The sequence below is a fragment of the Streptomyces sp. NPDC058685 genome (assembly GCF_042714725.1).
Classification (GTDB): domain Bacteria; phylum Actinomycetota; class Actinomycetes; order Streptomycetales; family Streptomycetaceae; genus Streptomyces.
The window spans coordinates 1-24,898 of the sequence record NZ_JBHXSL010000019.1; the positions used below are offsets into that span (position 1 = coordinate 1).

Annotated in this window: 18 protein-coding genes and 1 pseudogene; 7 read left to right on the plus strand and 12 right to left on the minus strand. The window is 70.6% G+C overall.

Annotated elements, in window-relative coordinates:
• Positions 1 to 87 precede the first annotated feature (87 nt).
• Positions 88 to 1,461, minus strand: a complete 1,374-nt coding sequence (locus ACFWU3_RS17715) for a hypothetical protein (RefSeq protein ID WP_384437798.1) — start codon at positions 1,459 to 1,461, stop codon at positions 88 to 90.
• Positions 1,462 to 1,682: 221 nt separating this feature from the next.
• Positions 1,683 to 3,014 carry a YncE family protein gene (locus ACFWU3_RS17720; protein WP_384437801.1) on the minus strand — a complete coding sequence of 444 codons (1,332 nt, stop codon included), beginning with the start codon at positions 3,012 to 3,014 and terminating at the stop codon, positions 1,683 to 1,685.
• 161 nt (positions 3,015 to 3,175) lie between these two features.
• Here ACFWU3_RS17720 and ACFWU3_RS17725 point away from each other — a divergent pair, with 161 nt between their 5' ends.
• Positions 3,176 to 3,838 (plus strand): TetR/AcrR family transcriptional regulator, encoded by a 663-nt coding sequence (locus ACFWU3_RS17725; protein ID WP_384437804.1) that lies wholly within the window; start codon positions 3,176 to 3,178, stop codon positions 3,836 to 3,838.
• A gap of 72 nt (positions 3,839 to 3,910) precedes the next feature.
• Here ACFWU3_RS17725 and ACFWU3_RS17730 read toward each other — a convergent pair whose 3' ends face one another.
• The 5 genes from ACFWU3_RS17730 to ACFWU3_RS17750 form a co-directional block, all read right to left on the minus strand.
• A complete protein-coding gene (locus tag ACFWU3_RS17730; RefSeq protein ID WP_384437806.1) occupies positions 3,911 to 4,411 on the minus strand; it encodes an SRPBCC family protein in 501 nt (166 codons plus the stop codon).
• Complete coding sequence (locus ACFWU3_RS17735) at positions 4,408 to 4,791, minus strand: metalloregulator ArsR/SmtB family transcription factor (protein WP_384437809.1); 384 nt, start codon at positions 4,789 to 4,791, stop codon at positions 4,408 to 4,410. Before ACFWU3_RS17735 ends, ACFWU3_RS17730 begins: the two co-directional genes overlap by 4 nt.
• A 68-nt stretch (positions 4,792 to 4,859) precedes the next feature.
• Positions 4,860 to 5,258 carry a YybH family protein gene (locus ACFWU3_RS17740; protein ID WP_384437812.1) on the minus strand — a complete coding sequence of 133 codons (399 nt, stop codon included), beginning with the start codon at positions 5,256 to 5,258 and terminating at the stop codon, positions 4,860 to 4,862.
• A gap of 267 nt (positions 5,259 to 5,525) precedes the next feature.
• Positions 5,526 to 6,503, minus strand: a complete 978-nt coding sequence (locus ACFWU3_RS17745; protein WP_384438059.1) for a zinc-binding dehydrogenase — start codon at positions 6,501 to 6,503, stop codon at positions 5,526 to 5,528.
• A 111-nt stretch (positions 6,504 to 6,614) separates the two neighbouring features.
• A complete protein-coding gene (locus ACFWU3_RS17750) occupies positions 6,615 to 9,323 on the minus strand; it encodes a glycoside hydrolase family 97 catalytic domain-containing protein (protein WP_384437815.1) in 2,709 nt (902 codons plus the stop codon).
• Positions 9,324 to 9,653: 330 nt separating this feature from the next.
• Here ACFWU3_RS17750 and ACFWU3_RS17755 point away from each other — a divergent pair, with 330 nt between their 5' ends.
• Positions 9,654 to 10,127: a hypothetical protein gene (locus tag ACFWU3_RS17755; RefSeq protein ID WP_384437818.1), complete on the plus strand. Its 474-nt coding sequence runs from the start codon at positions 9,654 to 9,656 to the stop codon at positions 10,125 to 10,127.
• A gap of 98 nt (positions 10,128 to 10,225) precedes the next feature.
• Here the strand turns inward: ACFWU3_RS17755 and ACFWU3_RS17760 are convergent, their stop codons facing one another.
• The 4 genes from ACFWU3_RS17760 to ACFWU3_RS17775 all read right to left on the minus strand — a co-directional run bounded on the left by ACFWU3_RS17760 (position 10,226) and on the right by ACFWU3_RS17775 (position 14,451).
• Positions 10,226 to 11,377 carry a homoserine O-acetyltransferase gene (locus ACFWU3_RS17760; protein ID WP_384438062.1) on the minus strand — a complete coding sequence of 384 codons (1,152 nt, stop codon included), beginning with the start codon at positions 11,375 to 11,377 and terminating at the stop codon, positions 10,226 to 10,228.
• Positions 11,374 to 12,732 (minus strand): bifunctional o-acetylhomoserine/o-acetylserine sulfhydrylase, encoded by a 1,359-nt coding sequence (locus ACFWU3_RS17765; RefSeq protein ID WP_384437821.1) that lies wholly within the window; start codon positions 12,730 to 12,732, stop codon positions 11,374 to 11,376. The genes ACFWU3_RS17760 and ACFWU3_RS17765 overlap by 4 nt, the downstream gene beginning before the upstream one ends.
• A gap of 100 nt (positions 12,733 to 12,832) precedes the next feature.
• Positions 12,833 to 13,321: a beta-class carbonic anhydrase gene (locus tag ACFWU3_RS17770; protein WP_384438065.1), complete on the minus strand. Its 489-nt coding sequence runs from the start codon at positions 13,319 to 13,321 to the stop codon at positions 12,833 to 12,835.
• 212 nt (positions 13,322 to 13,533) lie between these two features.
• The gene (locus ACFWU3_RS17775) at positions 13,534 to 14,451 is read right to left on the minus strand and encodes a nitroreductase/quinone reductase family protein (RefSeq protein ID WP_384437823.1); all 918 of its coding nucleotides are present in this window, start codon (positions 14,449 to 14,451) and stop codon (positions 13,534 to 13,536) included.
• 795 nt (positions 14,452 to 15,246) lie between these two features.
• Between ACFWU3_RS17775 and ACFWU3_RS17780 the strand changes: the two genes are divergently transcribed.
• Both ACFWU3_RS17780 and ACFWU3_RS17785 read left to right on the plus strand, forming a co-directional pair.
• Entirely contained in the window at positions 15,247 to 16,299 is a 1,053-nt protein-coding gene (locus ACFWU3_RS17780; protein ID WP_384437826.1) for a LacI family DNA-binding transcriptional regulator, read from the plus strand.
• Between the two features lie 65 nt (positions 16,300 to 16,364).
• A pseudogene (locus ACFWU3_RS17785) lies at positions 16,365 to 16,499 on the plus strand (transposase); the annotation flags it as partial.
• A gap of 33 nt (positions 16,500 to 16,532) precedes the next feature.
• Here ACFWU3_RS17785 and ACFWU3_RS17790 read toward each other — a convergent pair.
• The gene (locus ACFWU3_RS17790) at positions 16,533 to 16,799 is read right to left on the minus strand and encodes a hypothetical protein (protein WP_384437829.1); all 267 of its coding nucleotides are present in this window, start codon (positions 16,797 to 16,799) and stop codon (positions 16,533 to 16,535) included.
• 910 nt (positions 16,800 to 17,709) lie between these two features.
• Here ACFWU3_RS17790 and ACFWU3_RS17795 point away from each other — a divergent pair.
• From ACFWU3_RS17795 to ACFWU3_RS17805, 3 genes are all read left to right on the plus strand, one after another.
• Entirely contained in the window at positions 17,710 to 19,893 is a 2,184-nt protein-coding gene (locus tag ACFWU3_RS17795; protein WP_384437832.1) for a discoidin domain-containing protein, read from the plus strand.
• 237 nt (positions 19,894 to 20,130) lie between these two features.
• Positions 20,131 to 21,189: an NAD(+)/NADH kinase gene (locus ACFWU3_RS17800; protein WP_384437835.1), complete on the plus strand. Its 1,059-nt coding sequence runs from the start codon at positions 20,131 to 20,133 to the stop codon at positions 21,187 to 21,189.
• A gap of 308 nt (positions 21,190 to 21,497) precedes the next feature.
• Positions 21,498 to 24,875, plus strand: coding sequence for a pyruvate carboxylase (locus tag ACFWU3_RS17805; RefSeq protein WP_384437838.1), 3,378 nt, complete (start codon positions 21,498 to 21,500; stop codon positions 24,873 to 24,875).
• Positions 24,876 to 24,898 lie beyond the last annotated feature (23 nt).

Here is a 24,898-nt window from a genome sequence, read left to right on the forward strand (position 1 = left end):
AACCCCAGGGTTTGCGCGGGGGGGTGGGCGGGACCGCGGAACCGCCCCCGCCCTGGTTCGGGCGGCGGCGATCCGGTGGTGCGTCTGTCAGCTTTCGCCGGCGGGCCCGGCGGCCTTCTGACGGCTGAACAGGGCGGCTGCGGCCAGCACCGCGGCGAGTGCCGCGCAGCTCACCGCCGTCACATCCGCCCAGGCAAAGGTCTCGCCGAGCGTGTTGCCGAGGACGTCGACGGCGCCGAAGCCCGATGTCGAATAGACGGTGAGCACCCCGATGGCCGTCGCGGCGGCCGCCGCCCAGGTCCCCACCGACTCCTGCACCGCGAGCCAGATGCCGAACACGAGGCACAGGACGGCGATGGCCGGCGACACCACGTCCGCGTACCCGCCGTCACGGAGGGCTCCGAGATCCATGGGTACGTGAATCACGCCGCACGCCGACAGGGCCAGTGCCGCGGCCCAGCGCGGGAGGGACCGCACGACCGACGAGCGGCCGCGGGCAGGGGTGGCCGCCTCGGCGGCGGGCGTGGACGGCGCGGCCGTTGGGACGGAGAGAGGCGGGACCAGGACCGGCAGGGTGCCGGCGGACGCCATGAACGTCGGCGCGGTCGTGCGCACCATGACGGGCCGGGTCGCGAGCTGCGTGGCGGGGCGGTCCACCATCTGTGTGGCGGCCGCGGCGCCGACGTGCACGGCGGGCCAGCCCTCACCCGTGGCGAAGTGGGTGGTGTCGTGGACGCCGGGGAGTTCGTCGAACGCGGGCGGAAAGCCGGGGGCGAGAACGGACGCGGACGGCGCGTGGGGGTCCGCGCCGAACTCCGTGCCGGACTCGGCGCCGTGGGGCGCCTGCGGCGCCGTGCCGAACGGCGTGTCGAGCGGTGCTTGCGGCTCCGTGCCGGACTCGGTGCTGTGCGGTGCTTGCGGCTCCGTGCCGAACGGTGCCTCGGACTCAGTGTCCGACCTGTCCGATCGGTCCGACCTGTCCGATTCCGCGCCGGACTCCGGGCGGGGCTCGGTCCCGGACTCCGCGCCGGGCACGGTCATCGACCCCGTGGCGCTCCGCGTGCCGTGGTCCATACCCAGGATCGCCACCAGTTCGGCGACGTCCTCGATCGACCTGCCCATGGCTGCCGCGCGAAGCGTCGTACCGGCCTCGCCGGTGTCGTGGGGTGTCTCGTTGAGCAGAGTGACCAGCTGGCGGACCTCTTCCAGAGGACGGGCCACCGCGGCGGCGCGCAGTGCTTCGTCGCCGGGACGCGACAGTTCACCGGTCCGGTTCAGCAGGCTGACGAGTGCGGCGACCTCGTCCAGGGGACGGTGCGTCGCCGCGGTCCACAGGAGGGTGCGTATCGGCTCGTCGTTGCTCGCGGTCGCATCCGGTCGTCCCGCGGGGAAGGGACCCGTCCGACCCGCAGAACCGTCGTCGGAACGGTCCTCCGGGGAGGAGGTGGGTTCAAAGGACATGGCGGGCTCCCTGTGCCAGATTCCACGGTGACGGCACCGTGATGGCCTCTGTGCGCCATGAGGAGGCGCACGCTTCGCTTCATCCAAACGCGAGGTCAGGGCGTTCCGCCATCCGGGACCGGCATTCGGGGGGTGGCCGGCGGTCGCGGCGTCGTGCGGCAGGGACGAGGGCCGGACCGGGCGACCGGTCCGGCCCTCGCGCGGAGCCTGCTGACCGGCAGTCAGGGCGCCTCGGGACCGGTCCAGCCGGCCGTCACATGCGCTATCCGGACCCGCTGCGGGTGGTCGCCGACGTCCACGGACGCCACTTTCCGGCCGGTGGCGAAGTCGATCGCGGTCACGCGGTCGGCGCCGGCCTCGGAGATGACACAGGAGGCTCCGTCACCGCTGACGGTCGCCCAGTACGGCTTGGAGGCCGTCACCAGAGGCCCCTCCTGCAGCGAGGCCCTGTCGACGACCGTGGCGTAGTCGTCCATGGTCCCGGCGACGCAGAGCTTGTCGCCGGCGGGGCTCATCGACATGCCGTGATGGCGGGAGTCGTTGACCCAGGTCGTGCGGTCCTCGCTGGTCGCCGGGTTCTTCGGCAGCGTCTTGAGGCGGGTGATCCTGTCGGAGGCGATGTCGTACTCGAGGAAGCCGTTGAAGAAGGAGACCTGGAAGTACAGCTTCGACTCGTCCGGTGTGAAGGCGACGGGCCGTACCGAGTCCGAGAGGTCCTTGCGGCCGAAGGCGTCGAGACGGGCCCGCATGTCGATCACCTTGACCTCCTTGAAGGTCTCGGTGTCGACGACCGTGATGCGCCGGTCGCCCTTCGTCCAGTCCATCAGCGGGTCGTCCAGCGCGGTGTTGACCTCGCCGATCGACATGTTCCACAAGTACCTGCCGCCGCCGGTGAAGACGTTCTCGTGGGGCTTGTCGCCGGTCTTGAACGAGCCGAGTTGCCTGCCCGTCCGGATGTCGAGCACGTGCACGGTGTTGGACGTCGACGCCGAGACGGCGACGCGGGTCCCGTCGGGCGAGACCGCCATGTGGTCGGAGCGGAAGCCGGAGACGGGGAAGCGCCAGTTGATGCGTCCGGTGGCGAGGTCGATCGACACGACGTCCGCGAAGCTCGGGCGCGAGACGACCATCGCCGTGCCGTCGGGTGTGGCGTACATGTCGTCGACGAACTGGTCGTGACCCTCACCGGGGCCGCTGCGGATGCCGAGGAAGAAGACGAGCTTCAGCGGATTGAGGTAGATCTCCGTCAGGCGCTGGTCCCTGTCCGGGATGACATTGATCCTGCCGATCCTGGCGAAGTCGCCGCGGGCCTTGATGACATCGGCGGTGCCGTCCCAGTTGTTGCCGACGAACATCACCTGCTGGAGGCCGGGGGCCGGGTCCTGGGTGACGGTCGGGGCGGGTGTCGCCGGGGCGGCGAGTGCCGTGGCCGAACCGGTGACCGTGAGGGCGACCACGGTGGCGAGGGTGCCGAGGGTGCGCAGTAACGGGCGCCGTGGGGAAGCGGCCGAGGGGGTGTCGCGCCAGGGATGCCGGCGTGCGGGCAGGGACATCTGCGGTCCTTTCCGTGGGGGCGGGTCGGGCCTTGCGATGCTGGGCGAGGATCTGAATACGGCTGACTTCAGATTGAGCTACTGGAAAGTAACGACAAGGGGCGCGCGCCACAAGAGTCGTGACAGGAGAAAATGGCCGGGACGTCAGCGGGGGAGGCACAGTGGCCGGCAGGCTGAGACAACCGACCGGCCGCTACGGGGGCAGGTCGGCGGAGGAGCGCCGGGCCGACCGGCGACGGCGGTTCCTTTCCGCCGGACTCCAGCTCTTCGGGAAGAGCCCGGGCTACCGGGCCACGACCGTCTCGGCGCTGAGCGAGGCAGCGGGTCTGTCCACGCGTCAGTTCTACGAGGAGTTCCGCACGCTGGAGGACGTGCTCGCCGCCGTTCATCTCCAGGTCAACGACTGGGCGGAGGCGGCGGCCGTGGCCGCGCTCGCGGAAGCGGAGGGGCGGCCCATGGCCGAGCGGGCCGCGGCTGCCTTCCGCGCGTATGCGGCCGATGTCACCGGCGACCCCCGGCGCATCCGCATCTCGTTCGTCGAGATCATCGGTGTCAGCCCGCGGTTGGAGGAGCAACGGCTGGACCGGCGTGCACGCTGGGTCGACCTCATCTGCGCCGAGGCGACCGCGGCGGCCGAGCGCGGCGAAGCGGCGACGCGCGACTACCGCATCGCCGCCGCGGCGTTCATCGGCAGTGTGAACGGACTGCTGCACGACTGGAGTGCGGGGCGCGTCGATGCGACGCTCGATCAGGTCGTGGACGAGCTGGTGCGGATACTGCTGGGAATCATGAGGCCGGGGGCGGCTGACGCGACCACCGGCTGATCCCGGACCACCGGTTGCCACCGGCCGGCGCCCCGCGGAGCGGTCCGGTCCGCGGGGTCGGGTGCCCGCGCCTCAGTCGCGCGTGGCCAGTTCCTCGAAGTACGCCTTCTGCGCCGGGTAGTAGTCGTCGAAGACAGGCGCCGGCGTGCCGTCGCGCGAGGCGACCAGATTGTCGAGGTAGTACTCCCAGCCGGGCCCCATCTCGCCGACGCCCTGGTCGGACCTGAGGTGATGGATCAGCTGGAGTTCCGTGGTCCCGTTTGACTCGGACAGTCGCAGCTCCATGTGCCAGGCGCCCGCCTCGTCCGCCGTGGTCAGGGCAAGGCGTCGCGCGGGCTCGCACGCGTCGATCTGCGCGTCGAACCACGGTGCCCCTTCCTCGAACGACATCCGGACCTGGATGGTGCGGCCGGGTGCGGCGTCGCCCTTCCAGGGCCCGAACCATCGGGCGGTGCGCTCGGGCTCCGTGACGCTCGCCCAGACGTCGTCGATGGGCGCCCGCATCGTGCGGGTGACCACCAGGTCGCTGCCGTCGGCGGTACGCAGGAGCCGGCCGGTGGGTGTGGGGTTCATGCGGTGTCCTCTGTGCGTTCGACGGATCCTGGGACGGGCTGTCCGGTGCGCTCGCGCCGGGTGCGCTCACGAGTGGTGCGGCGGACCTCGGTCTCCAGCGCGTCGAGCCGGTGCGCCCAGCCCTCCGGGGCCCGGAGGGCCGTGATCCAGTCGGCGACCTCGACGAGCGGCGCGGTGTCGAGCCGGTAGAACCGCTGTCTGCCGACCAGTTCGTCGTGGACCAGGCCGCTCTCGCGCAGGACGCGCAGATGGCGGCTGACGGCCGGACGGCTGATGGTGAACCGACGCGCGATGTCGCCGGCGGTGAGCGCGGCGCCCCGGAGCATGACGAGGATCTCCCGGCGCACCGGATCGGCGATCGCCTCTGCCACCTCGTCCATGGGGAAAGCGTAACCCATCGGTTACGGGTTTTCCAGGCGGCCGGACAGCGTGGGGGAGGGCGGCGGCGTCAGACCTTGGCCGGGAACGAATGGTGCTCGTGCGTGACGACCCAGCGGCCGGCCTCCTTGCGCAGCCCGATCGTCAGACGCAGCCGGCTCCCGGGGTCCTTCCGCAACTCCTCCTCGGTGCCGCAGCGCAGCAGCGCGTGCGCGAAGGCGACGTCGTCCCCGGCCGTGACGTCGAGCGAGAGGAGATCGAAGCAGGCGCCCTGCTGCTGCCAGACGAAGAACGGCGGCCAGGTCTCGCGGTAGCGGTCGATGCCCCGGACGCCGTCGTCGGGCGGCGGTACGTCGAACATGACGATGTCGTCGGCGTGGTCGGCCAGGACACCCTCGATGTCGCCCTCGTGCACGGCCTTCGCCCAGCGTTCGATCAGGGTCCGGATCCGGGTCTCGTCGTCGGTCATGACCTCGTTCCTTTCCGCTCGCCTCCGTAGACGGAACGCTCGCACCGCCCACAGGGGCAGACCGTCCCGACGCGCGCGATTCATCGGCCGTCTCGCCGCCGGCAGGTCTGTACCCCTTCAGCGTCGCACCGTCGGCCGGGCTGTCCAGCGGTGCCGGGCCGGCCGGACGCCGTCGGCCGTGGTGGGGCGCCAGGTCGGGTGCGCACCGCGACGCGGCCGCCTCCCCCGCCCGCGTCCGCGACGCGGCCGCCTCACCCCGCGGTCACGTCACGACGCCGTACGGACGACGAGCTTGCCCACCTTCCTGCCCTGCTCCAGGTCGTCGTGCGCGGTTCTGATCTCGTCCAGCGCGTAGACGTGGACGGGCCCGAGAGCCACGCTGCCGCCGGCGATGCGGTCGAGATGGCCTTGCAGCACCTCGGCCGGCAGGTCGGCGGCCTCGCCTCCGTAGCCGGTCAGCCGGACGCCGTTCGGGAGGTAGCCGATGGGATAGAAGTCGGGCACCGTCCACTCGTTCGACAGCATGCCCGCGAAGCAGACGGTGCCATGGACGCGGGTGGCGGCGAGGGTGTCGGGCAGCGTGGGCGTGCCGACCAGCTCCAGGGCGGCATGGACGCCCTCGGGCACGATCTTCCGTACCTGGTCGGCGATGCCGCCGTCGTCGACCAGCGGATGATCGACACCATGGGCGGCGAGGTCGTCGAGGCGACCCGCGCTGCGGGTCGTCGCCGGCACGGTCGCACCGAGCTGCTTCGCCAGAGCGGTCGTGGCCAGCCCGAGCGCCGAGGTGCCGCCCCGGATCAGCAGCGTCTGCCCGGGCCGGAGGTCCAGGCCGGTGGTCAGTGATCCGTACGCGGTCTGGAGGGTCTCGGGTACGGCACCGAGGACTTCCCACGGAAGGTCCGAGCGGAAGGGAATCACCTGCGACCGCGGCACCACCGTGTACTCGGCGTATCCGCCGTCGTACGTGCGGCCCATGCCGCCCATCATGGTGGCCACCTGCGTGCCCTGCGGCAGTTGACCGTCCGGGTCGGCGTCCACCGTTCCCGTCGCCTCGATGCCGAGCACGCGGGGGAAGGTCACCCCCTCGGCGAGCCCGAGGCGTGTGTGCAGTTCCGACCGGTTCAGCCCGAACGCCTCGACCCTGATCCGCACGTGGCCGGGGCCCGGCTCGGGGACCGGGAGACGGCGCAGATGCAGGTGGTCCACCGGCCCCGGTGCGTCGAGCACCACGGCGTTCATCATCGCGTCCACGACGTCCTCCTGTGATCCTTCGGCCCGGCCATGGTGGACCGGTGGTGTACGGCCGCGCCACTGGCACGGCCGTACACCACCGAGACAGGAGGGGGCTCCGCCTCAGGAGGCGTCCGGCAACCGCAGTTGGGCGTCACCCCAGTCCGCGTGGTCGAAGTTGATGCCGTCGCCGCCGTCCGTCGCGCGGAGCGTCAGCCGCCGTACACCCGTGACGTCGACATCGATCGGATGCGCGGCATCGGTGCGGCTCAGTACGCCCGTCGTCGCCAGCACCCGCCCGTCGCCGATGACCTGGAAGACCACCGTGCCCGCACCGCTGACCTCGTCGTCGATGCCGACGTTCGCGGTGAACCGGTCGTACGCCCCGCCGATGTCGACGGCGACCTCGCCCTCGGCATGCATGCCGAGACCCTTGTCGTACGTCGTCCCGCGCATGGTCAACGGGCCGCCGTCACCCGCGCCGTTCTCGCCGTTCGACTGATCGCGCTCGACGGGGCCCCAGCCGTTGCGCTCGGTGACGAACGGCAGGTCGCTCACATGGTCGACCCCGGGCGGCGAGACGAAGACGCGCACGGTCCTCAGCGAACGCAGCGGGGGAGTGCGCGGCGAGGACCCGGGAGCCCGGTACTCCGCGGCCACCACCACGTCGTGGTTGCCGTAGGCCGTGTCCTTCGGCACCTGCACCGTCCAGTGCGCATCGAGCCTGCCGCCCGTGGCCAGCCGTTCGGCCTCGGCGCCCGCACCCCGGACCGTCCAGCCGGCTGGAGCGCTCGCCGTGAGCCGGACATCCGCGGCGGGGCCGAACTCCTCGACGAGGAACCGGCTGTCGACCGCGATGCTCCCTCCCGGCTCTGCCTCCGTTGTCATCGGCGTCGCCGTCAGGGAGGTCAGCGGCACACGGCGGACCGGCTCGTCGCAGGTGGTGCGCCCGGGCGTGTCCCGGCAGACGAGCGCGGCGAACCCGCCATTGCGCACGGTCGGCACCGACAGGCTGTCGCGACGATCGACGACGCGGGACTCGCGGACCAGCCCGTCCGCTCCGTCGCGTACCACCTCGACCCGCCAGCGACCGGAACCGAGGAAGCCGAGCGGTACCCGTTGGGTGGCGGGGCCGTCGGCGGTGACGCTGCCGAGGAACCAGCGGTCGCCGCTGCGCCGGGCGAAGGCGGCGCCGTCGCCCGGGTGGCCGGACAGGAGTCTGGACTCGTCCCAGACGGTGGGCACTTGCTCGAGGAAGCGTTCCAACTGCGGCCGGTCCCGATAGGCCTGGACCGAGCCGGCGTAGTTCTGGAACCCGGATTCGTAGACGACGGACAGTGCCAGTTCGGCGGCCTCGGAGGTGTTGCGCGTACCGAACTGGAACCCCATGGGTGTGTAGTCCATCGAACCCACGGCATTGCGTGTGAACGGCAGGGTGGTGACATCGGCGACGGAGACGTTGCCCTGCTCGGCGCCATAGACCGCCTCCATCGTCATCACCTGCGGCCAGGTGCGCTGGATGCCGTGCGGCAGCGTCGAACCATGGAAGTTGACCAGCAACTTCTGCTCGGCGGTGGCCTTCAGGATGTCGTCGTACCAGCGGAAGCGTGCCTGGGAGTCGGAGTCCATGAAGTCGATCTTCAGCCCGGCCGCGCCCCACTTCTTGATCCTGGGCAGCACCTCCGCGCGCTCGGCGGCGGTGTCCAGATCGCTCCAGTGCATCCACAACAGGACCTTCACTCCCCGCTGTTGTGCGTAGGAGATCAGCTGGGGCATCCAGTCGGTGGTCTTCCAGCCGTCGTCGACGAGCGTGTACTCCCAGCCGTGAGCCGCGCTGTAGTCGACGAACCGCTGCTGCGTCTCCAGGCTCCGCTGCGCGGCGCCGAATCCGGCGAGCCAGGACCAGGCGACCTTGCCCGGCCGTATCCACGACGTGTCCCGGATGCGGGACGCCGGGGCGAGGTCGTCGACGAGCGTGGACTCGGTGACCGTGGCCAGGTCGCCGATGACGGCGGTGCGCCAGGGTGTGGCCAGCGGGCCGGGCGAGCTGATGCGTTCGTCCGCGAGCCGGACCGTGTACCGGGCGCTGCCCGCTTCGTGGGTCAGACGGCTGCCCGCGTACCGGCCGTCGACGTCCGACTCGGTCAGCAGCACGAAACTGTCGCCGGAGCGGAAGAGCGAGGGATGGCCGTAGTCACCCGCGGCCGCCCCTCCGGCGGTCGTCTCGGTGCGCGGGCGCTCGTAGTTGACGGTGTAGGGCATGAGCCAGGCCGGGGACGCGGCGGGAAGCTGGAAGGCGGACGCTTCCCGCAGGACGGTCACGCCGTCCTCGTCCGGCAGCACATACCGGTACGCGACCCCGTCGTCGGACACCCGCACATCGAGGTCGAGCCGGGCGCCGCCGTCACCGGCGAACGAGAAGCGCGTCTGTGTCATCCGTGCGGTTCGCCGGCGCTCCTTGCCGGTCGTCGTCGTGTAGCGCTCGGTCACCTCGCGGGTGTCCCGGTCGCGCAGCCGCAGACCCGCGGTCAGATCGGCGGCGTCGGTGACGATGCCGAGGGGCGCGGGCTCCAGTACGGTCGCCCCGCCTCGGCGGACGGCGAACGACAACGTGCCGTCCGTGCCGTCGAGCCGCACATCGGCCGACAGAAGACCCGATGCCCCTGTCTGCCGCGTGACCGTCCAGGATCCGCCTCTCCGCTCCTCGGCGGATGCCGGGGCCGTGAGCGTGCCGACGCCGAGCACGGTGCTCAGCACGACGGCCAACCATGTCAGAAGTCCGAACTTGGAGCTGGGTGACCCAGTGAGCACCGAAAGCCTCCACCTCGCCATGTGGCAACGTTGTCAGTCCCGCTCTGCGCGCCGCAGTGCAGCTGATAGTTCCTCAACTACCAACAGGCTCAAACGAAATCGGACGGCGCACCACCAGTGACTACAGCGTTCTCCTGAAGCTGTAAACCCCTCGCGTCACGGCCGGGAGGCACGCGCGTCCCGGCACGGGGGCAGAGGACGACCGCCCGGCCCGGGGGGATACCCCCCGGGTCGTAGGGGGCAACCCTGATCGAAGTGGGGGGTGAACCCCATCGCTGGGCCGACGCGCTCCCCCTAGGTTCTGGACTGGAATGGAACACGAGCCCAGCAACCCGTATCGGAGGCCCTCCCGTGACCCCGCAGTCGAACCAGCCGAAGCCGTCAGGGCACATGGTCGCGGCCTTCGTCCGGTTCGTCCTCTGCGGCGGTGGCGTGGGGCTGGCGTCGAGCGGAGTCCTGGTTCTGACCCACGACCTGCTGCCGGTGGCGGTCGCCAACGCGGTGATCACCGTCGTCTCGACCCTGATCGCCACGGAACTGCACGGAAGGGTCACCTTCCGCAGTGAGCGCAGGGGTTGGGGGGTTCACCTCCGGTCCGGACTGACGGTGGCCGTCAGCTACGCCTTCACGACGGGGGCGTTGCTCGCCCTGTACGCGGTGCAGCCGGCCCCGTCGGCCCTCACCGAACAGGCCGTGTATCTGACGGCCTCGGCATTGGCGGGCATCGCACGGTTCGCGGTCCTGCGGGTGATGGTGTTCGGCGGGGAGCGAACGGTGCGCCGCGAGCCGGTGCTCGCGAGGACGGGTGTGGCGATGGCGGCGTGAGGGTGGGTGTGTCCGGCGGGCTGGGGAGGGCCCGCGCGGCGGACAGGGCGTACCCGCCGCCCCGGCCGTCGCAGCTCCACGGCACATGGAGAGCGGGCCTACCCGTCGAGCAACTCCCGTACCAGCGCCCCGACCTGTCCCGTCTCGATCAGGAACCCGTCGTGCCCGTACGGCGACTCGATCGTCCGCGAGCGGTCCGCATGCGGAATGCCGGCCGCCAGCTCCGCCTGCTGGTGCAGTGGGTACAGCCGGTCGGAATCGACACCCGCGACCAGCGTCCGGGCCCGCACGCGGGCCAGTGCCGCGGCCGTGCCGCCACGTCCCCGGCCGATGTCGTGGCTGTTCATCGACTCGGTGAGCGTCACATAGCTCCCGGCGTCGAAACGGCGGACCAGCTTGGCCGCGTGATGGTCGAGGTAGGACTCCACCTGGTACCGGCCACCCCGCCAGGGCTGTTCGTCGCCCTGGGCGGCTCGGCCGAAGCGTGCGTCGAGTTCGGGCTCGCTGCGGTAGGTGACATGGGCCAGCCGGCGAGCGAGGCCGAGGCCGGTGTGCGGGCCACGGCCGTCTCCCGCGTCGTGGTAGTCGCCGTTGCGCCAGTGCGGATCCGAACGGATGGCGCGGAGCTGGATGTCGGCCCAGGCGATCTGTTCGGCGCTCGCGGAGGGCGGGCAGGCGAGCAGCAGCAGGGACTCCGTGCGATCCGGACGGGACACCGCCCACTCCAGCGCGCGCATGCCGCCCATCGACCCGCCGATCACCGCCGCCCAGCGGTCGATCCCCAGCAGGTCGGCCAGGCATGCCTCGGCCGAGACCTGGTCCCGCTGAGTGAGGAAGGGGAAGCTGCCGCCCCAGCGCCTGCCGTCCGCGCGGCGTGAGGAGGGGCCCGTACTGCCCTGGCAGCCGCCGAGCACATTCGGGGCGACGACGAACCAGCGGTCGGTGTCCACCGCGCTGCCGGGGCCGATCAGGCCGTCCCACCAGCCGGGTGTCGGGTGGCCGGGCTCCACGGGACCGCTGACGTGACTGTCGCCGGTCAGCGCGTGCAGGACGAGCACGGCGTTGGAGGCATCCGGGGCGAGCCGGCCCCAGGTCTCGTACGCCATGCGTACGCCGGGCAGCGCACCGCCGGCCTCCAGGGGCAACGGCTTCTCCAGCACCGCCCATCGGCGCCGGCCCGGCGCGTCCCCCTCCTGCCAGGCCCCCGTGGCCGGGAGGAGAGGGACGGTCGCCGCGGCCTCCGCGGTCAGGAGGCCTCCTTGGCCGCTCGGAACCCCGCTTCGAGATCGGCCTTCAGGTCGGCGATGTTCTCGATGCCGACCGAGAGCCGCACGAGGCCCGGGGACGCTCCCGTGGCCGCGAGCTGGTCGGCGTCGAGCTGGCTGTGGGTCGTGGACGCGGGATGGATGATCAGGCTGCGGACGTCCCCGATGTTCGCGAGATGGCTGAACAGCTCGACCGCGTCGACGAACTTCCTCCCCGCCGCCACGCCGTCGCGCAGTTCGAAGGAGAGGACGGCGCCCGAGCCCCGGGGCAGATAGCGCTGCGCGGCCTCGTACCAACGGCTCGACGGCAGGCCCGGGTAGTGGACCGCCGCCACCTCGTCGCGCTGCTCCAGCCACTCCGCCAGCGCCTGTGCGTTGGCCGAGTGCCGTTCGATGCGGAGACTGAGCGTCTCCACGCCCTGGAGGAGCAGGAAGGACGAGTGCGGCGAGATGGCGGGGCCGAGGTCGCGGAGCAGTTGGACCCGGAGCTTGACCGCGAAGGCGCTGGGGCCGAGAGCGGGCCAGTAGCGCAGACCGTGGTAGCTGGGGTCGGGCTCGTTGAAGTCCGGGAAGCGTTCGGCGTGGGCACCGAAGTCGAAGGTGCCGCCGTCCACCACGACACCGCCGATGGTGGTGCCGTGGCCGCCGAGGAACTTCGTCGCCGAGTGCACCACGACATCGGCGCCGTGCTCGATCGGCCGCAGCAGGAACGGGGTCGGCACGGTGTTGTCCACGATGAGCGGTACCCCGGCCTCGTGCGCGGTGTCCGCGACGGCCCGGACATCGAGCACGTTGCCGCGCGGATTGCCGAGCGTCTCCGCGAACAGCGCCTTGGTGTTGGGCCGGACCGCGGCGCGCCATGCCTCCACGTCGTCCGGGTCGTCGACGAAGGAGACCTCGATCCCGAACTTCGGCAGCGTGTGCCGGAAGAGGTTGTACGTGCCCCCGTAGAGAGAGGCACTGGAGACGATGTGGTCGCCGGCGCTCGCCAGCGTCAGGATCGCGAGGGTCTCGGCCGCCTGCCCGGATGCGAGTGCCACCGCGGCGACTCCGCCCTCCAGCGCGGCCACACGCTGCTCGAAGGCGTCCTGGGTGGGGTTGTGGATGCGGGTGTAGATGTTGCCCGGTTCGGCCAGCGAGAACAGGTCGGCGGCGTGCTGGGTGTCGCGGAAGACGAAGGAGCTCGTCTGGTAGATCGGCACCGCGCGGGCGCCGGTGACGGGATCGGGCGCCGTCCCCGCGTGGATCTGCCGGGTCTCGAACGACCAGCGGGAGGCGGGATCGGGGGCTGCGCCGTCAGGGGTGTGTCCGGCGGTGACGGAGTCGATCGGCTGGCTCATGGCTCTCTCTTCGTACGGAGGCGGAGGCAGGGGCAGGCTGGGTGGGAAGCGGCGGTGCGGCCGGGGCCCGGGGGCGTGCCGTGACGGATGCCCGAGGTGGTCAGGAGACTTCCGCGAGGTGTCCGGTGGCCACGTCGAAGACGAACCCGCGGACGGAATCGGTGTGCGGCACGAAAGGGCTCGCGGAAATGCGGCGGATCGACTGCCGGACGTCATCCTCGAGATCGGAGAAGGACTCCGCGGACCAGGGCGGCTTGATTCCGGTCTCTTTCTCGATCTGCCCCTTGAATCCGTCGTCGGTGAACGTGAGCATCCCGCAATCGGTGTGGTGAATGAGAATGATCTCGCGGGTGCCGAGGAGGCGTTGGCTGATGGCCAGCGAGCGGATCTCGTCATCCGTCACCACACCGCCGGCATTGCGGATGACGTGCGCCTCGCCGTCGTCGAGGCCCAGGATCGCGTACACGTTCAGCCGCGCGTCCATGCACGCGACCACGGCGACCTGCCGCGAGGGCGGGAGGGGAAGGGGCCCGCTGAACGATGCGGCATAGGCCTGGTTGTTGGTCAGGTATTCGTCGGTCGCTGAGATCTCCGGCATAGTGAACTCGCCTTCTCCGGTGCGGTCTTCGGCAACGTAACGACCGGAAAATCGAACGGGGAAGGGGCGGCCCGACATGGCCACAGGGCTGCAATGAAGCGGCAATGTTGCACGATTGTGTGAACCGTGATCCCGCGCGAACCGAGGGCCCGCGTGGGCGGCGGATCACCACATCCGCCGCCCGTCCGTTCACACCTCAGGTGCTATTCGGCGGGACCCGCAGCCGGACCCGGACCCGGCGGGAACGGAACCTCCGCCAGGACCGGCAGCAGCCACTGCTCCTCGTAGTCGAGGTGCGCCGTCAGTTCGTCGGTCATCCGGTCCAGTTCGGCGAGGAACTGCCGCGGATCGGCGGCGCCGATGTCGGCCAGCAGTGCCGCCAGCTCGTCCTTGATCCGGGCCACGGCCCCGTGCTCCTGGCGGAGTCGGTCGAGCACGGGCACCAGGTCCGGATGGTAGTGCGCGATGGCGGGGAAGATGTGCGCGTCCTCACTGGTGTGATGGAACGTCAAGGTCTCGCAGAACGCGAGACAGTGCTGCCGGATCTGGAATCCGAGCCCGGGGGCCGCTGTCGCGCCGGGCCCCTGCGCCGCGCGTGCGGCGAGGTGCGCGTCCGCCTCGGCCCGTACGTGGCGCAGCTGGGAACGCAGCCAGGTGTGGACCTCCAGGAGCTTGTCGGCCAGGGAGTTGATCGGCCGCGGCTGATCTTCCGGCTCGGTGCGTTCCAGCACCACGACCGGCAGGGTCCGGGTCGTGAGGGCCTGGTAGTCGGCATAGCCGGGCGACACCGCGACGACACTCGCGAACAACCGGTCACGGCGGGCCCCTTCGGCGGGTACCGCGACGGCTTCGAAGGACTCGGTGCCGATCTCCACCTGGACGAGGGGGTGGGCGAGCAGGTTGTGGTACCAGTCGGGGTGCCGGGAGGCGCCGAGGTTGGACGCGACGATCAGCAGCAGATCGCGGTCGCGCACAAAGCCGAGGGGGGTGGTGTGCTCCTTGCCGGACTGCGCGCCGGTGGTCGTCAGCAGAAGGAGATCACCTCCCTCGAAGGGTCCGCCGACCTTTCCCCGGCCGGCTCGGAACTCCTCGATGACGTGCTGGTGGGAGGACGTGGGCATACGGTCTCGATACTCCTGAACGGTGAGTGACGGCGCTGACGCCGAGGGATCGCCCATGGATCGCCGACAGATGGCGAGGGAGGGCTGTGACCTGGGACGGCCGGGTGGATGCCTGCGGGCATCGCGGGCGCTGCCGGGCACGGGACCCGATCACGCGGCCCGGCAGCCGTGCACCACACACCCCGGGACTCGGGGCGATGGCGACAGGGCCGGCCGAGGCTGCGCACGGGCCACGGCACGGCTGCGTACGGATGACCTACGGAAGCGGCAGAACGAGATGATGGGGGCGCATGAGGCGAGCGTGGCGCGCAACCGCCGAGGGGGTGCGCGGGACGTTCAGGTCAGACGCAGGTCGCGGAGTGTGAACTCATGGCGGGACCCTTCGGTGCGTGGTGATCGCTCGATCGCCGGCCGGCCCACTGCTCTGTGGCCGACGCCGCGCGTCACGCCGGTCATTACAACCAGCCCCGCGCGAGTCTGTCAACGCCGGCCTGAGCGCGCTGTCGGGCCTCAACTCGCTCTCGCGGCACTCCTTGACAGCTCGGGGAGCGCTCTCCAGTCTCTACGGGAGAGCGCTCCCTGCGCCGTGAGTCGAGGAAGCTTCTCTCGCGCGCGGTTGGGAGAGCCGTGTTGTTCAGACACTCCCGCTGTTGAACCGGATGGGGCTGCCCTGTACCGATGTGCACGCGGGGCACGGCATGCGAAGGACTTCGGTCCTCGCTGCGGTAGGTGTCAGGCGCAACCATCGGGGGAACCGGCCGCCGCACCGCCGGTACCTGCCGGTATAAAGAGGTCATGACTGCCGACGTGCCCCAGTCCACACGTCCCGTGACCCTCGAGGACGTGGCCCGGGTGGCCGGCGTCTCCCGGGCCACCGTTTCCCGTGTGATCAACGGTGCGACGACGGTGGATCCAGCGCTCCGGCAGATCGTCGAGGAGGCCATCGCCGCCACCCACTACGTACCCAACCGCGCCGCCCGGTCGCTGGTGACCCGGCGTACCGACTCCATAGCCCTCGTGGTCTCCGAGCAGGAACAGCGGTCCGTCGCCACTCCGTTCATCGGGCGGATGTTCACGGACCCCTACTTCGGGCGGGTGGTCGGCGGACTGCTCGACGTCCTGCGCCCGGCCGGGGTGCAGATGATGCTCATGCTGGTGGACGACGAGGTCTCCCGCGGCCAGTTGCTGTCCTATCTGCGGCAAGGGCATGTCGACGGCGTGGTGCTCGTCTCCGCCCACGGCGCGGACCCGTTGCCGCAGATGATCACCGAGACGCGGCTGCCCGCCGTTCACGCGGGGCGGCGTGCGCAGCTCACTGGCGTCACTTATGTCGAGGTGGACCAGCGCGCGGGCGTCCAGTTGGCCGCCGACCACCTGGTGGGGCTCGGCCGCCGGCGGATCGGCACCGTGACGGGCCCGCAGGACATGCCGGCCGCACAGGAGCGTCTCGACGGGTTTCTCGGCGCGATGGCGCGGCACGGCATCGACGATGTCGCCTGCGTCGAGGGCGACTTCACCCACGCGGGAGGGGCCGCCGCGATGAAGAAGCTCCTGGCCGGGCGGCCCGACCTCGACGGTGTCTTCGTCGCGTCCGACCTGATGGCGCTCGGCGCGCTGCCCGTGCTCGCGCGGGAAGGCCGCAGGGTGCCGCAGGACGTCGCTGTCGTCGGTTTCGACGACAGTAATGCCGCCCTGGCCTGTGACCCTCCGCTGACGACCGTGCGTCAGCCGGTGGAGGAGATGTCGTCCGAGATGGCCAGGCTGCTGCTGCGGCAGATCAACCAGCCGGGACTGCGCCCGCCGTCGGTGATCTTCCATCCGGCCCTGGTGGTACGCGAGTCGGCCTGAGCGTCTGTTGGGCAGCTCAAGGTGGAAGCCGCTTGCACGTTCCGTGTCGGCGTAGGGCCTGGCAGGTGCTGTGCGGCACCCTGTTCGGGCTGCACCGGCATCCCATGGGAGTACCTGCCGCAGGAGTTGGGCTTCGGTCGGGGATGACGTGCCGGCGGCGGCTGCGGGACTGGAACGAGGCAGGCGTCCGGCAGCAGTTGCCGGTTCCCCAGGGTTCGAGTCACGCCGAAAGGTCAGGAACTGGCGACGGGGCTGCGTCGTTGCAGGATCCACCGGTGTACGGGCGGTGTCATGCCGGCACCCACGATGAACCCGATCGTGACGCTCAGGCTCGCGAACGCGATCATCCCGATAACTGCGCACAGAACCATGACGGTTACCACCAGGCCGGTGATTCTGATACGCGAGGGCATCTGGTTCAGCCAGCTCACAGCCGAGAAAGTCGTGAGATACAGGGAGGAGCCGAAAGCGGCTGACGCCAGAGCGGTGAGAGCATTCATTCCGCAACCTTTCAAAATCGGAAGCCGAGATGTTTCCATCGGCCGCCGCGGTCAGCCGTGCTCCCTTGTCGGGACCAATCGGCCGGCGGTCCGTCTACTGCTGTACTTGCAGCATCCGTCGCTGCTACTGCCGCTGTAGAGCGTCGTGTTCGGTGGAGCAGCATGAACACTATCGATCTTGGCGGGATGATCAACTCACTTGAGCAGTCGCTGAGGTTCCCTTGCTCACCCGTCCGCCGGACAGCCAGGAGCATGAGCGGCTGGAGCCGGAGCTCCCGGGACACGGCGCCGGTGAGCACGACGCGATACGACGGTGGTGCCGTGACCGGGCACGGCCCGATGCCCGTGCTCTGCTGAAGTCGGCGGCCGATGGGGCCTCGCGGGTCATAGGCAGGGTTGGCAGTCTTCCTCGCCAGAGGTAGGGGACTCGTCGATCCCTGCGTCTGCGTTGAGGTGGTTCCGCAGGTGCATGGGCCCCAACGTCGCGGCGTCGTCAGGCTGAGCGGCGGTGATCACATAAGTCATGCCAGACCATTCTGGCCCTGCGGGGTCTTCCTCGGTGCCTTACCGGGACGTCCAGGCGAACTCCTCCAGCGGGCGAGGGTGTTGTGAAAGGGAGAGAGCGCTCCCCGCAACCGGGAGGGTGGACGTCACCCTTTGAACCGTCAAGTGTTGCGGACAGGTCAATTCAACTCACGTGCTTGGTTAAGGCGTTGGGGCCCCGGGGACGGATCCGACCCCGCTGCGCGCCTTCAGATCCCGAACACAGCAGGCCGTCAGAGGCAGTTGACGAACGATCGTGTGCACAAGTCTTGACGCGGCTGTCTGACAGGTTGAGCATCGACAACGGTGAGAGAGCGCTCTCTCATGCGCGCGTTCGCCCCCACCCCTGACATCACAGGAGCCGCTGATGCCCGCCACCCTCGCCAGACCCCTGCGCCCCCCCGCCGGCCCCGCGCGGTACCGCACGCTGACGGCACTCGTCATCACCGCCCTCGTCGCGACCCTGCTCGGCATCCTGCCCGCCACGTCGGCGCACGCGGCGCCCGTCCTGCTCTCCCAGGGCAAGACGGTGACCGCCTCCAGCCAGGAGAACGGCGGAACACCCGCATCCGCCGCGGTGGACGGCGACAACGGCACCCGGTGGGCGAGCGCGTTCAGCGACCCGCAGTGGATCCAGGTCGACCTCGGCACGAGCGCCACGGTGAACCAGGTCGTCCTCGCCTGGGAGACGGCCTACGCGAAGGCGTACCGTGTCGAGTTCTCCACCAACGGGACCAGCTGGACCACGGCGCACTCGACCACCACCGCCACCGGCGGCACCGAGACGCTCAACGTCTCCGGCACCGCGCGCTACGTCCGGGTGTACGGCACGGCCCGTGCCACCCAGTACGGCTACTCGCTCTGGGAGTTCAAGGTCTACGGGACGACGGACGGCGGCCCGCAGATACCGGGCGGCGGTGACCTCGGCCCCAACGTCGTCGTCTTCGACCCGTCCACCCCGAACATCCAGGGCAGGCTCGACCAGATCTTCCGGCAGCAGGAGTCGGCGCAGTTCGGCAGCAGCCGCTACCAACTGCTCTTCAAGCCCGGCACGTACAACAACATCAACGCCCAGATCGGCTTCTACACGTCCATCTCGGGCCTCGGGCTGAACCCGGACGACACCACCTTCAACGGGGACGTGACCGTCGACGCCGGCTGGTTCAACGGCAACGCCACCCAGAACTTCTGGCGCTCGGCCGAGAATCTCGCGGTCAACCCGGTCAACGGCACCAACCGCTGGGCGGTCTCCCAGGCGGCGCCCTTCCGGCGTATGCACGTCAAGGGCGGGCTCAACCTCGCGCCGAGCGGTTACGGCTGGGCCAGCGGCGGCTACATCGCCGACAGCAAGATCGACGGCACCGTCGGCCCGTACTCGCAGCAGCAGTGGTACACCCGTGACAGCTCGGTCGGCGGCTGGACCAACGGCGTGTGGAACATGACCTTCTCCGGTGTACAGGGGGCACCGGCGCAGAGCTTCCCCAACCCGCCCTACACCACGCTGGAGACCACCCCGGTCTCACGCGAGAAGCCGTTCCTGTACCTCGACGGCGACGAGTACAAGGTGTTCGCGCCCGCCAAGCGGGTGGGCGCCCGCGGCACCTCGTGGGGCAACGGCACGCCGCAGGGCGAGTCGATCCCGCTGAGCAGGTTCTACGTCGTCAAGCCCGGTGCCACCGCGGCCACCATCAACGCGGCACTCGACCAGGGGTTGCACCTGCTGTTCACTCCCGGCGTGTACCACGTCGACAGCACGATCAACGTGAACCGTGCCAACACGATCGTGCTCGGTCTCGGACTCGCCACGATCATTCCGGACAACGGTGTGACCGCCATGAAGGTGGCCGACGTGGACGGTGTGAAGCTGGCCGGCTTCCTCATCGACGCGGGCCCGGTCAACTCCCCGACCCTGCTGGAGGTCGGTCCGGCCGGATCGTCGGCCGATCACGCGGTGAACCCGACGACCGTCCAGGACGTGTTCATCCGCGTCGGCGGGGCGGGCCCCGGCAAGGCCACCACCAGCATGGTCGTCAACAGCGACGACGCGATCATCGACCACACCTGGGTGTGGCGCGCCGACCACGGCGACGGTGTGGGCTGGGAGACCAACCGCGCCGACTACGGGGTCCGGGTGGGCGGTGACGACGTGCTGGCCACCGGACTGTTCGTCGAGCACTTCAACAAGTACGACGTGGAGTGGTACGGCGAACGCGGCAGAACGATCTTCTTCCAGAACGAGAAGGCGTACGACGCACCCAACCAGGCCGCCATCCAGAACGGCGCCACCAAGGGATACGCGGCCTACAAGGTCGCCGACTCGGTGAACACGCACGAGGGCTGGGGGATGGGCAGCTACTGCTACTACAACGTCGACCCGACGATCCGGCAGGACCACGGCTTCCAGGCCCCGGTGAAACCGGGCGTGAGATTCCACGGCCTGCTCGTCGTCTCGCTCAGCGGCAACGGGCAGTACGAGCACGTCATCAACAACACCGGCTCACCCACCTCGGGAACGTCGACCGTGCCCTCGGTCGTCGCCAACTTCCCGTAGAGCAGGTCCGGCGGGTCGGGCATGTCCGCCCCACCGGCCGCGGGAACGTGCCTCCGGAACGGGCCCCGGGGCGCACCTCACCGGCCGGCGCCGCACCGCGGCGCCGGCCGGACGCCGTGCCGCCGACTACCGGGTGAACGTGCACGGCTCATCCAGCCGCCTGCGGCGCGCCGCGTCCACTCCGCGCACCTCTCTGATCGTTGATCGTGCGAGGCGTACCACCGGAGAGGACACGACATGACAGTGAAGCGAGTGGGACTCGTGGTGCACCGGGGGCGCCCCGAGGCCGTGGCGGCGGCCGATGTCGTGATCGCCTGGTGCGCGGAGCACGGCATCGCCTGCACCGAGATCGACGTGTGGAACGAGGGCGAGCAGCGGCACAGCGCACGTGAGGAGGTCGACGCCGCCGGGCATCCCGATCTGATCGTCACCCTGGGCGGCGACGGCACCTTCCTGCGGGGAGCCCGGCTGGCCGCCGAGAGCGACGCGCTCGTCCTCGGGGTGGACCTGGGCACGGTGGGTTTCCTCACCGAGGTCCCGGCGGCGGACGTCCGCCGGGCACTCGACGCCGTACACGCCGGGCGCGCCCGGGTGGAGACCCGCATGCTGCTCACCATGCGGGCCTCACGTCGCCTCCAACTGCCTCAGGAGATGGAGACGGTGCTCTGCTACGGCCGGGGCCCGATGCTTCCGCCTCCGGTCGTCCCCGACGAGTCCGATCAGGGCGGGTGGGGCGTGTCGTTGCACGTCCGGGCGGTCAACGACGTCGTGGTGGAGAAGCTCGTCCGCGACCGCCAGGTCGCTCTGGGGGTCTACGTCTCGGGGCGGCTGCTCGCCTCGTACTCCGCGGACGCCGTCCTGGTCGCGACCCCCACCGGGTCCACCGCCTACAGCTTCGCCGCCGGCGGTCCGGTCGTCTCGCCGTTCGCCGAGGCCGTGGTGTTCACTCCGGTCGCCCCGCACATGACCTTCAACCGGTCCGTCGTCGCGGCCCCCGACGAGCCGATCGGGCTGCGGGTCCTGCCGCACTCCGGACGGGCCGCGGTGAGCGTCGACGGTCAGCTGCGGGGGCTGCTCGACCCCGGCGACTGGATCGGCGTCTTCGCCGCCGAGCGCCGGCTGCGGGTGATCCGGCTCGGACCGACCGACTTCTACGGCCGGCTGCGGGACCGGATGGGGCTCACGGACGCTCCGGCGGCCGCGGCGGCGGGCGACCCCGCGCGTCTGTGGCCGGCCTCGGAACCGGTCCCGGCCGATCTGCAACACCTGCGTCTGCCCCCGGGCTACGACGTCTGAAACAGGCGGGCGGTGTTGGTCATCCCACGGCGACATCCGTTGCGAGCTGGACGAACCGGCCGGTAACTTACGCGCACCGGTCGTCACCGGCTTCGCGATCCGTCGCAGGTCGTCCGGTACGGTGGCCACGCTCCGGCCTCCCGTCACCCGACGTCGGCCGGTGCGGTGCACAGCGTGGTGCACCGATCAGCGAACTCATCGACACCGTCCACGACGACACCCTCCACGAGGGCACCGGACGCCCGAGGCTCCGGTGGCGACAGCGCCCGTCCCGAGGCCGCCGGCCCGCGACACGACTGGGGAGTTTGATGTTCGGCAAGGTATTGGTCGCCAACCGCGGTGAGATCGCCATTCGCGCGTTCCGCGCTGCGTTCGAGCTCGGCATCTCCACGGTGGCGGTCTTTCCGCACGAGGACCGCAACTCACTGCACCGGGCCAAAGCGGACGAGGCGTATCAGATCGGTGAACCCGGCCATCCCGTACGGGCCTATCTGTCCGTGGACGAGGTCGTCAAGGCCGCCCAGAAGGCGGGGGCCGACGCGATCTACCCCGGCTACGGATTCCTCTCGGAGAATCCCGACCTGGCCGCCGCCTGCGCGGAAGCGGGCATCACCTTCGTCGGGCCCCCGGCCTCGGTCCTGCATCTGACCGGCAACAAGGCCCGTGCCGTCGCGGCGGCGAAGGAGGCCGGCGTGCCGGTCCTCAAGTCGTCGGAGCCCACCACCGACGTGGACACGCTCGTGGCGGCTTCCGAGGACATCGGTTTCCCCGTCTTCGTCAAGGCGGTCGCGGGCGGCGGCGGCCGGGGCATGCGCCGGGTCGCCGAGCCCGGCGAGCTGCGCGAATCCATCGACGCGGCCATGCGCGAGGCGCAGTCCGCGTTCGGTGACGCCACGGTCTTCCTCGAGCAGGCGGTCGTGAACCCCCGCCACATCGAGGTGCAGATCCTCGCCGACGCCGAGGGCAATGTGGTGCACCTGTACGAGCGGGACTGCTCGGTGCAGCGGCGCCACCAGAAGGTCGTCGAGATCGCCCCGGCCCCGAATCTGGACCCCGAACTGCGGGCGCGCATCTGCGCCGACGCCGTCGCCTTCGCCCGGCACATCGGCTATGTGAACGCGGGCACCGTCGAGTTCCTCGTCGACGAGCGCGGCAACCACGTCTTCATCGAGATGAACCCCCGCATCCAGGTGGAGCACACCGTCACCGAGCAGGTCACCGGCCGCGACCTGGTGATCGGGCAGCTGCGCATCGCGGCCGGGATGTCGCTGCCGGAACTGCGGCTGACCCAGGACGACATCGAGCTGAACGGCACCGCGCTCCAGTGCCGCATCACCACCGAGGACCCGGCCAACGGCTTCCGGCCCGACACCGGCACCATCTCCGCCTACCGGTCGCCGGGCGGCCCCGGCGTACGGCTCGACGGCGGCACCGTGCACACCGGTGCGGAGGTGTCGGCGCACTTCGACTCGATGCTCGTCAAGCTGACCTGCCACGGGCATGACTTCGCGAACGCCGCCCGTCGAGCGCGCCGCGCCATCGCCGAGTTCCGCATCCGCGGTGTGTCCACCAATCTGCCCTTCCTCGGCGCCGTGCTCGACCACCCCGACTTCCGGGCCGGCCGTATCACCACGAGCTTCATCGACGAGCACCCGGAGCTCATCCGGGCACGCCCCTCCGCCGACCGCGGCAGCCGTATGCTCACGTATCTCGCGGAGACGACCGTCAACCGGCCTCACGGCCCGCGGCCGCAGGTCATCGACCCCGTCGACAAGCTGCCCGCCGTCTCCCTCACCACACCGGCGCCCGACGGCTCCCGGCAGCGCCTCGCGGCTCTCGGACCGGAGGCGTTCGCCGCCGAACTGCGCAGGCAGAAGGCCGTGGCCGTCACCGACACGACGTTCCGTGACGCGCATCAGTCACTGCTCGCGACCCGGGTGCGGACCCGCGATCTGCTCGCCGTCGCCCCCTACGTCGCCCGGACGGCCCCGGAACTGCTCAGCCTGGAGTGCTGGGGCGGAGCGACCTACGACGTGGCGCTGCGCTTCCTCGCCGAGGACCCCTGGGAGCGGCTCGCCCAACTGCGCGAAGCGGTGCCCAACATCTGTACGCAGATGCTGCTGCGCGGCCGCAACACCGTCGGCTACACGCCCTATCCGACCGAGGTGACCGAGGCGTTCGTGGCCGAGGCCGCGGCGACCGGTATGGACATCTTCCGCATCTTCGACGCCCTCAACGACGTCAACCAGATGCGGCCGGCGATCGACGCGGTGCGGGCCACGGGCACGGCCCTGGCGGAAGTCGCCCTCTGCTACACCGCCGATCTCTCCGACCCCGCCGAGACCCTCTACACGCTGGACTACTACCTGCGCCTCGCCGAGGAGATCGTCGAGGCCGGGGCGCACGTCCTGGCCATCAAGGACATGGCGGGCCTGCTGCGGCCGCCGGCCGCCCGCACCCTGGTGACCGCCCTGCGGGAGCGGTTCGACCTGCCGGTGCACCTGCACACCCACGACACGGCGGGCGGACAGCTCGCGACGCTGATCGCCGCGATCGACGCGGGAGTGGACGCCGTGGACGCCGCCGTCGCGTCGATGGCGGGCACCACCAGCCAGCCGCCGCTGTCGGCGCTGGTCGCCGCCACCGACCACAGCGAGCGGGCCACCGGGCTCTCGCTCCAGGCCGTCGGCGACCTGGAGCCGTACTGGGAGGCGACCCGGAAGGTCTACGCACCGTTCGAGTCCGGTCTCGCCTCGCCCACCGGCCGGATCTACCACCACGAGATTCCCGGCGGCCAGTTGTCGAACCTGCGCCAGCAGGCCATCGCGCTCGGCCTCGGCGACCGGTTCGAACTGATCGAGGACTGCTACGCCGCGGCCGACCGGATGCTGGGCCGCCTGGTGAAGGTGACCCCGTCGTCGAAGGTCGTGGGCGACCTGGCGCTGCATCTGGTCGGCGCGGGCGTGGAGGCCTCGGACTTCGAGTCCGACCCCGGCAAGTTCGACGTGCCGGACTCGGTGATCGGCTTTCTCCGCGGTGAGCTGGGCGACCCGCCCGGCGGGTGGCCGGAGCCCTTCCGCACCCGCGCGCTGCACGGTCGACCGGAGAAGGCGGACGCCCCGACCCTCGACGACGAGGACCGGCGCGGGCTTGCTCAGACGCGCAGGGCGACCCTGAACCGGCTGCTGTTCCCCGGCCCGACCAAGGAGTTCGAGGCGCACCGCGAGTCCTACGGCGACACCTCGGTCCTGCCGACGCGGGACTTCCTCTACGGCCTGGAGCCGGAGACCGAGCACACGGTCACCCTGGAACCCGGAGTGACCCTGCTGATCGAGCTGGAGGCCATCTCCGAGGCCGACGAGCGGGGGTTCCGTACGGTCATGGCCACCCTCAACGGGCAGTTGCGGCCGGTGGCCGTGCGGGACGAGTCCGTCGCGACCGAGGTCAAGGCGGCGGAGAAGGCGGAGCGCGGCAACGAGCGCCATGTCGCGGCGCCGTTCGCCGGAGTGGTCACGCTCCAGGTCGCCGAGGGTGATTCGGTGGACGCCGGTCAGACGGTCGCCACCATCGAGGCGATGAAGATGGAGGCGTCCATCACCGCCCAGAGCGCGGGCACCGTGAGCAGGCTCGCGATCGGCAGGATCCAGCAGGTCGAGGCGGGCGATCTGCTCATCGAGCTCGGCTGACGCACACCGTGGACGGTCCGGCG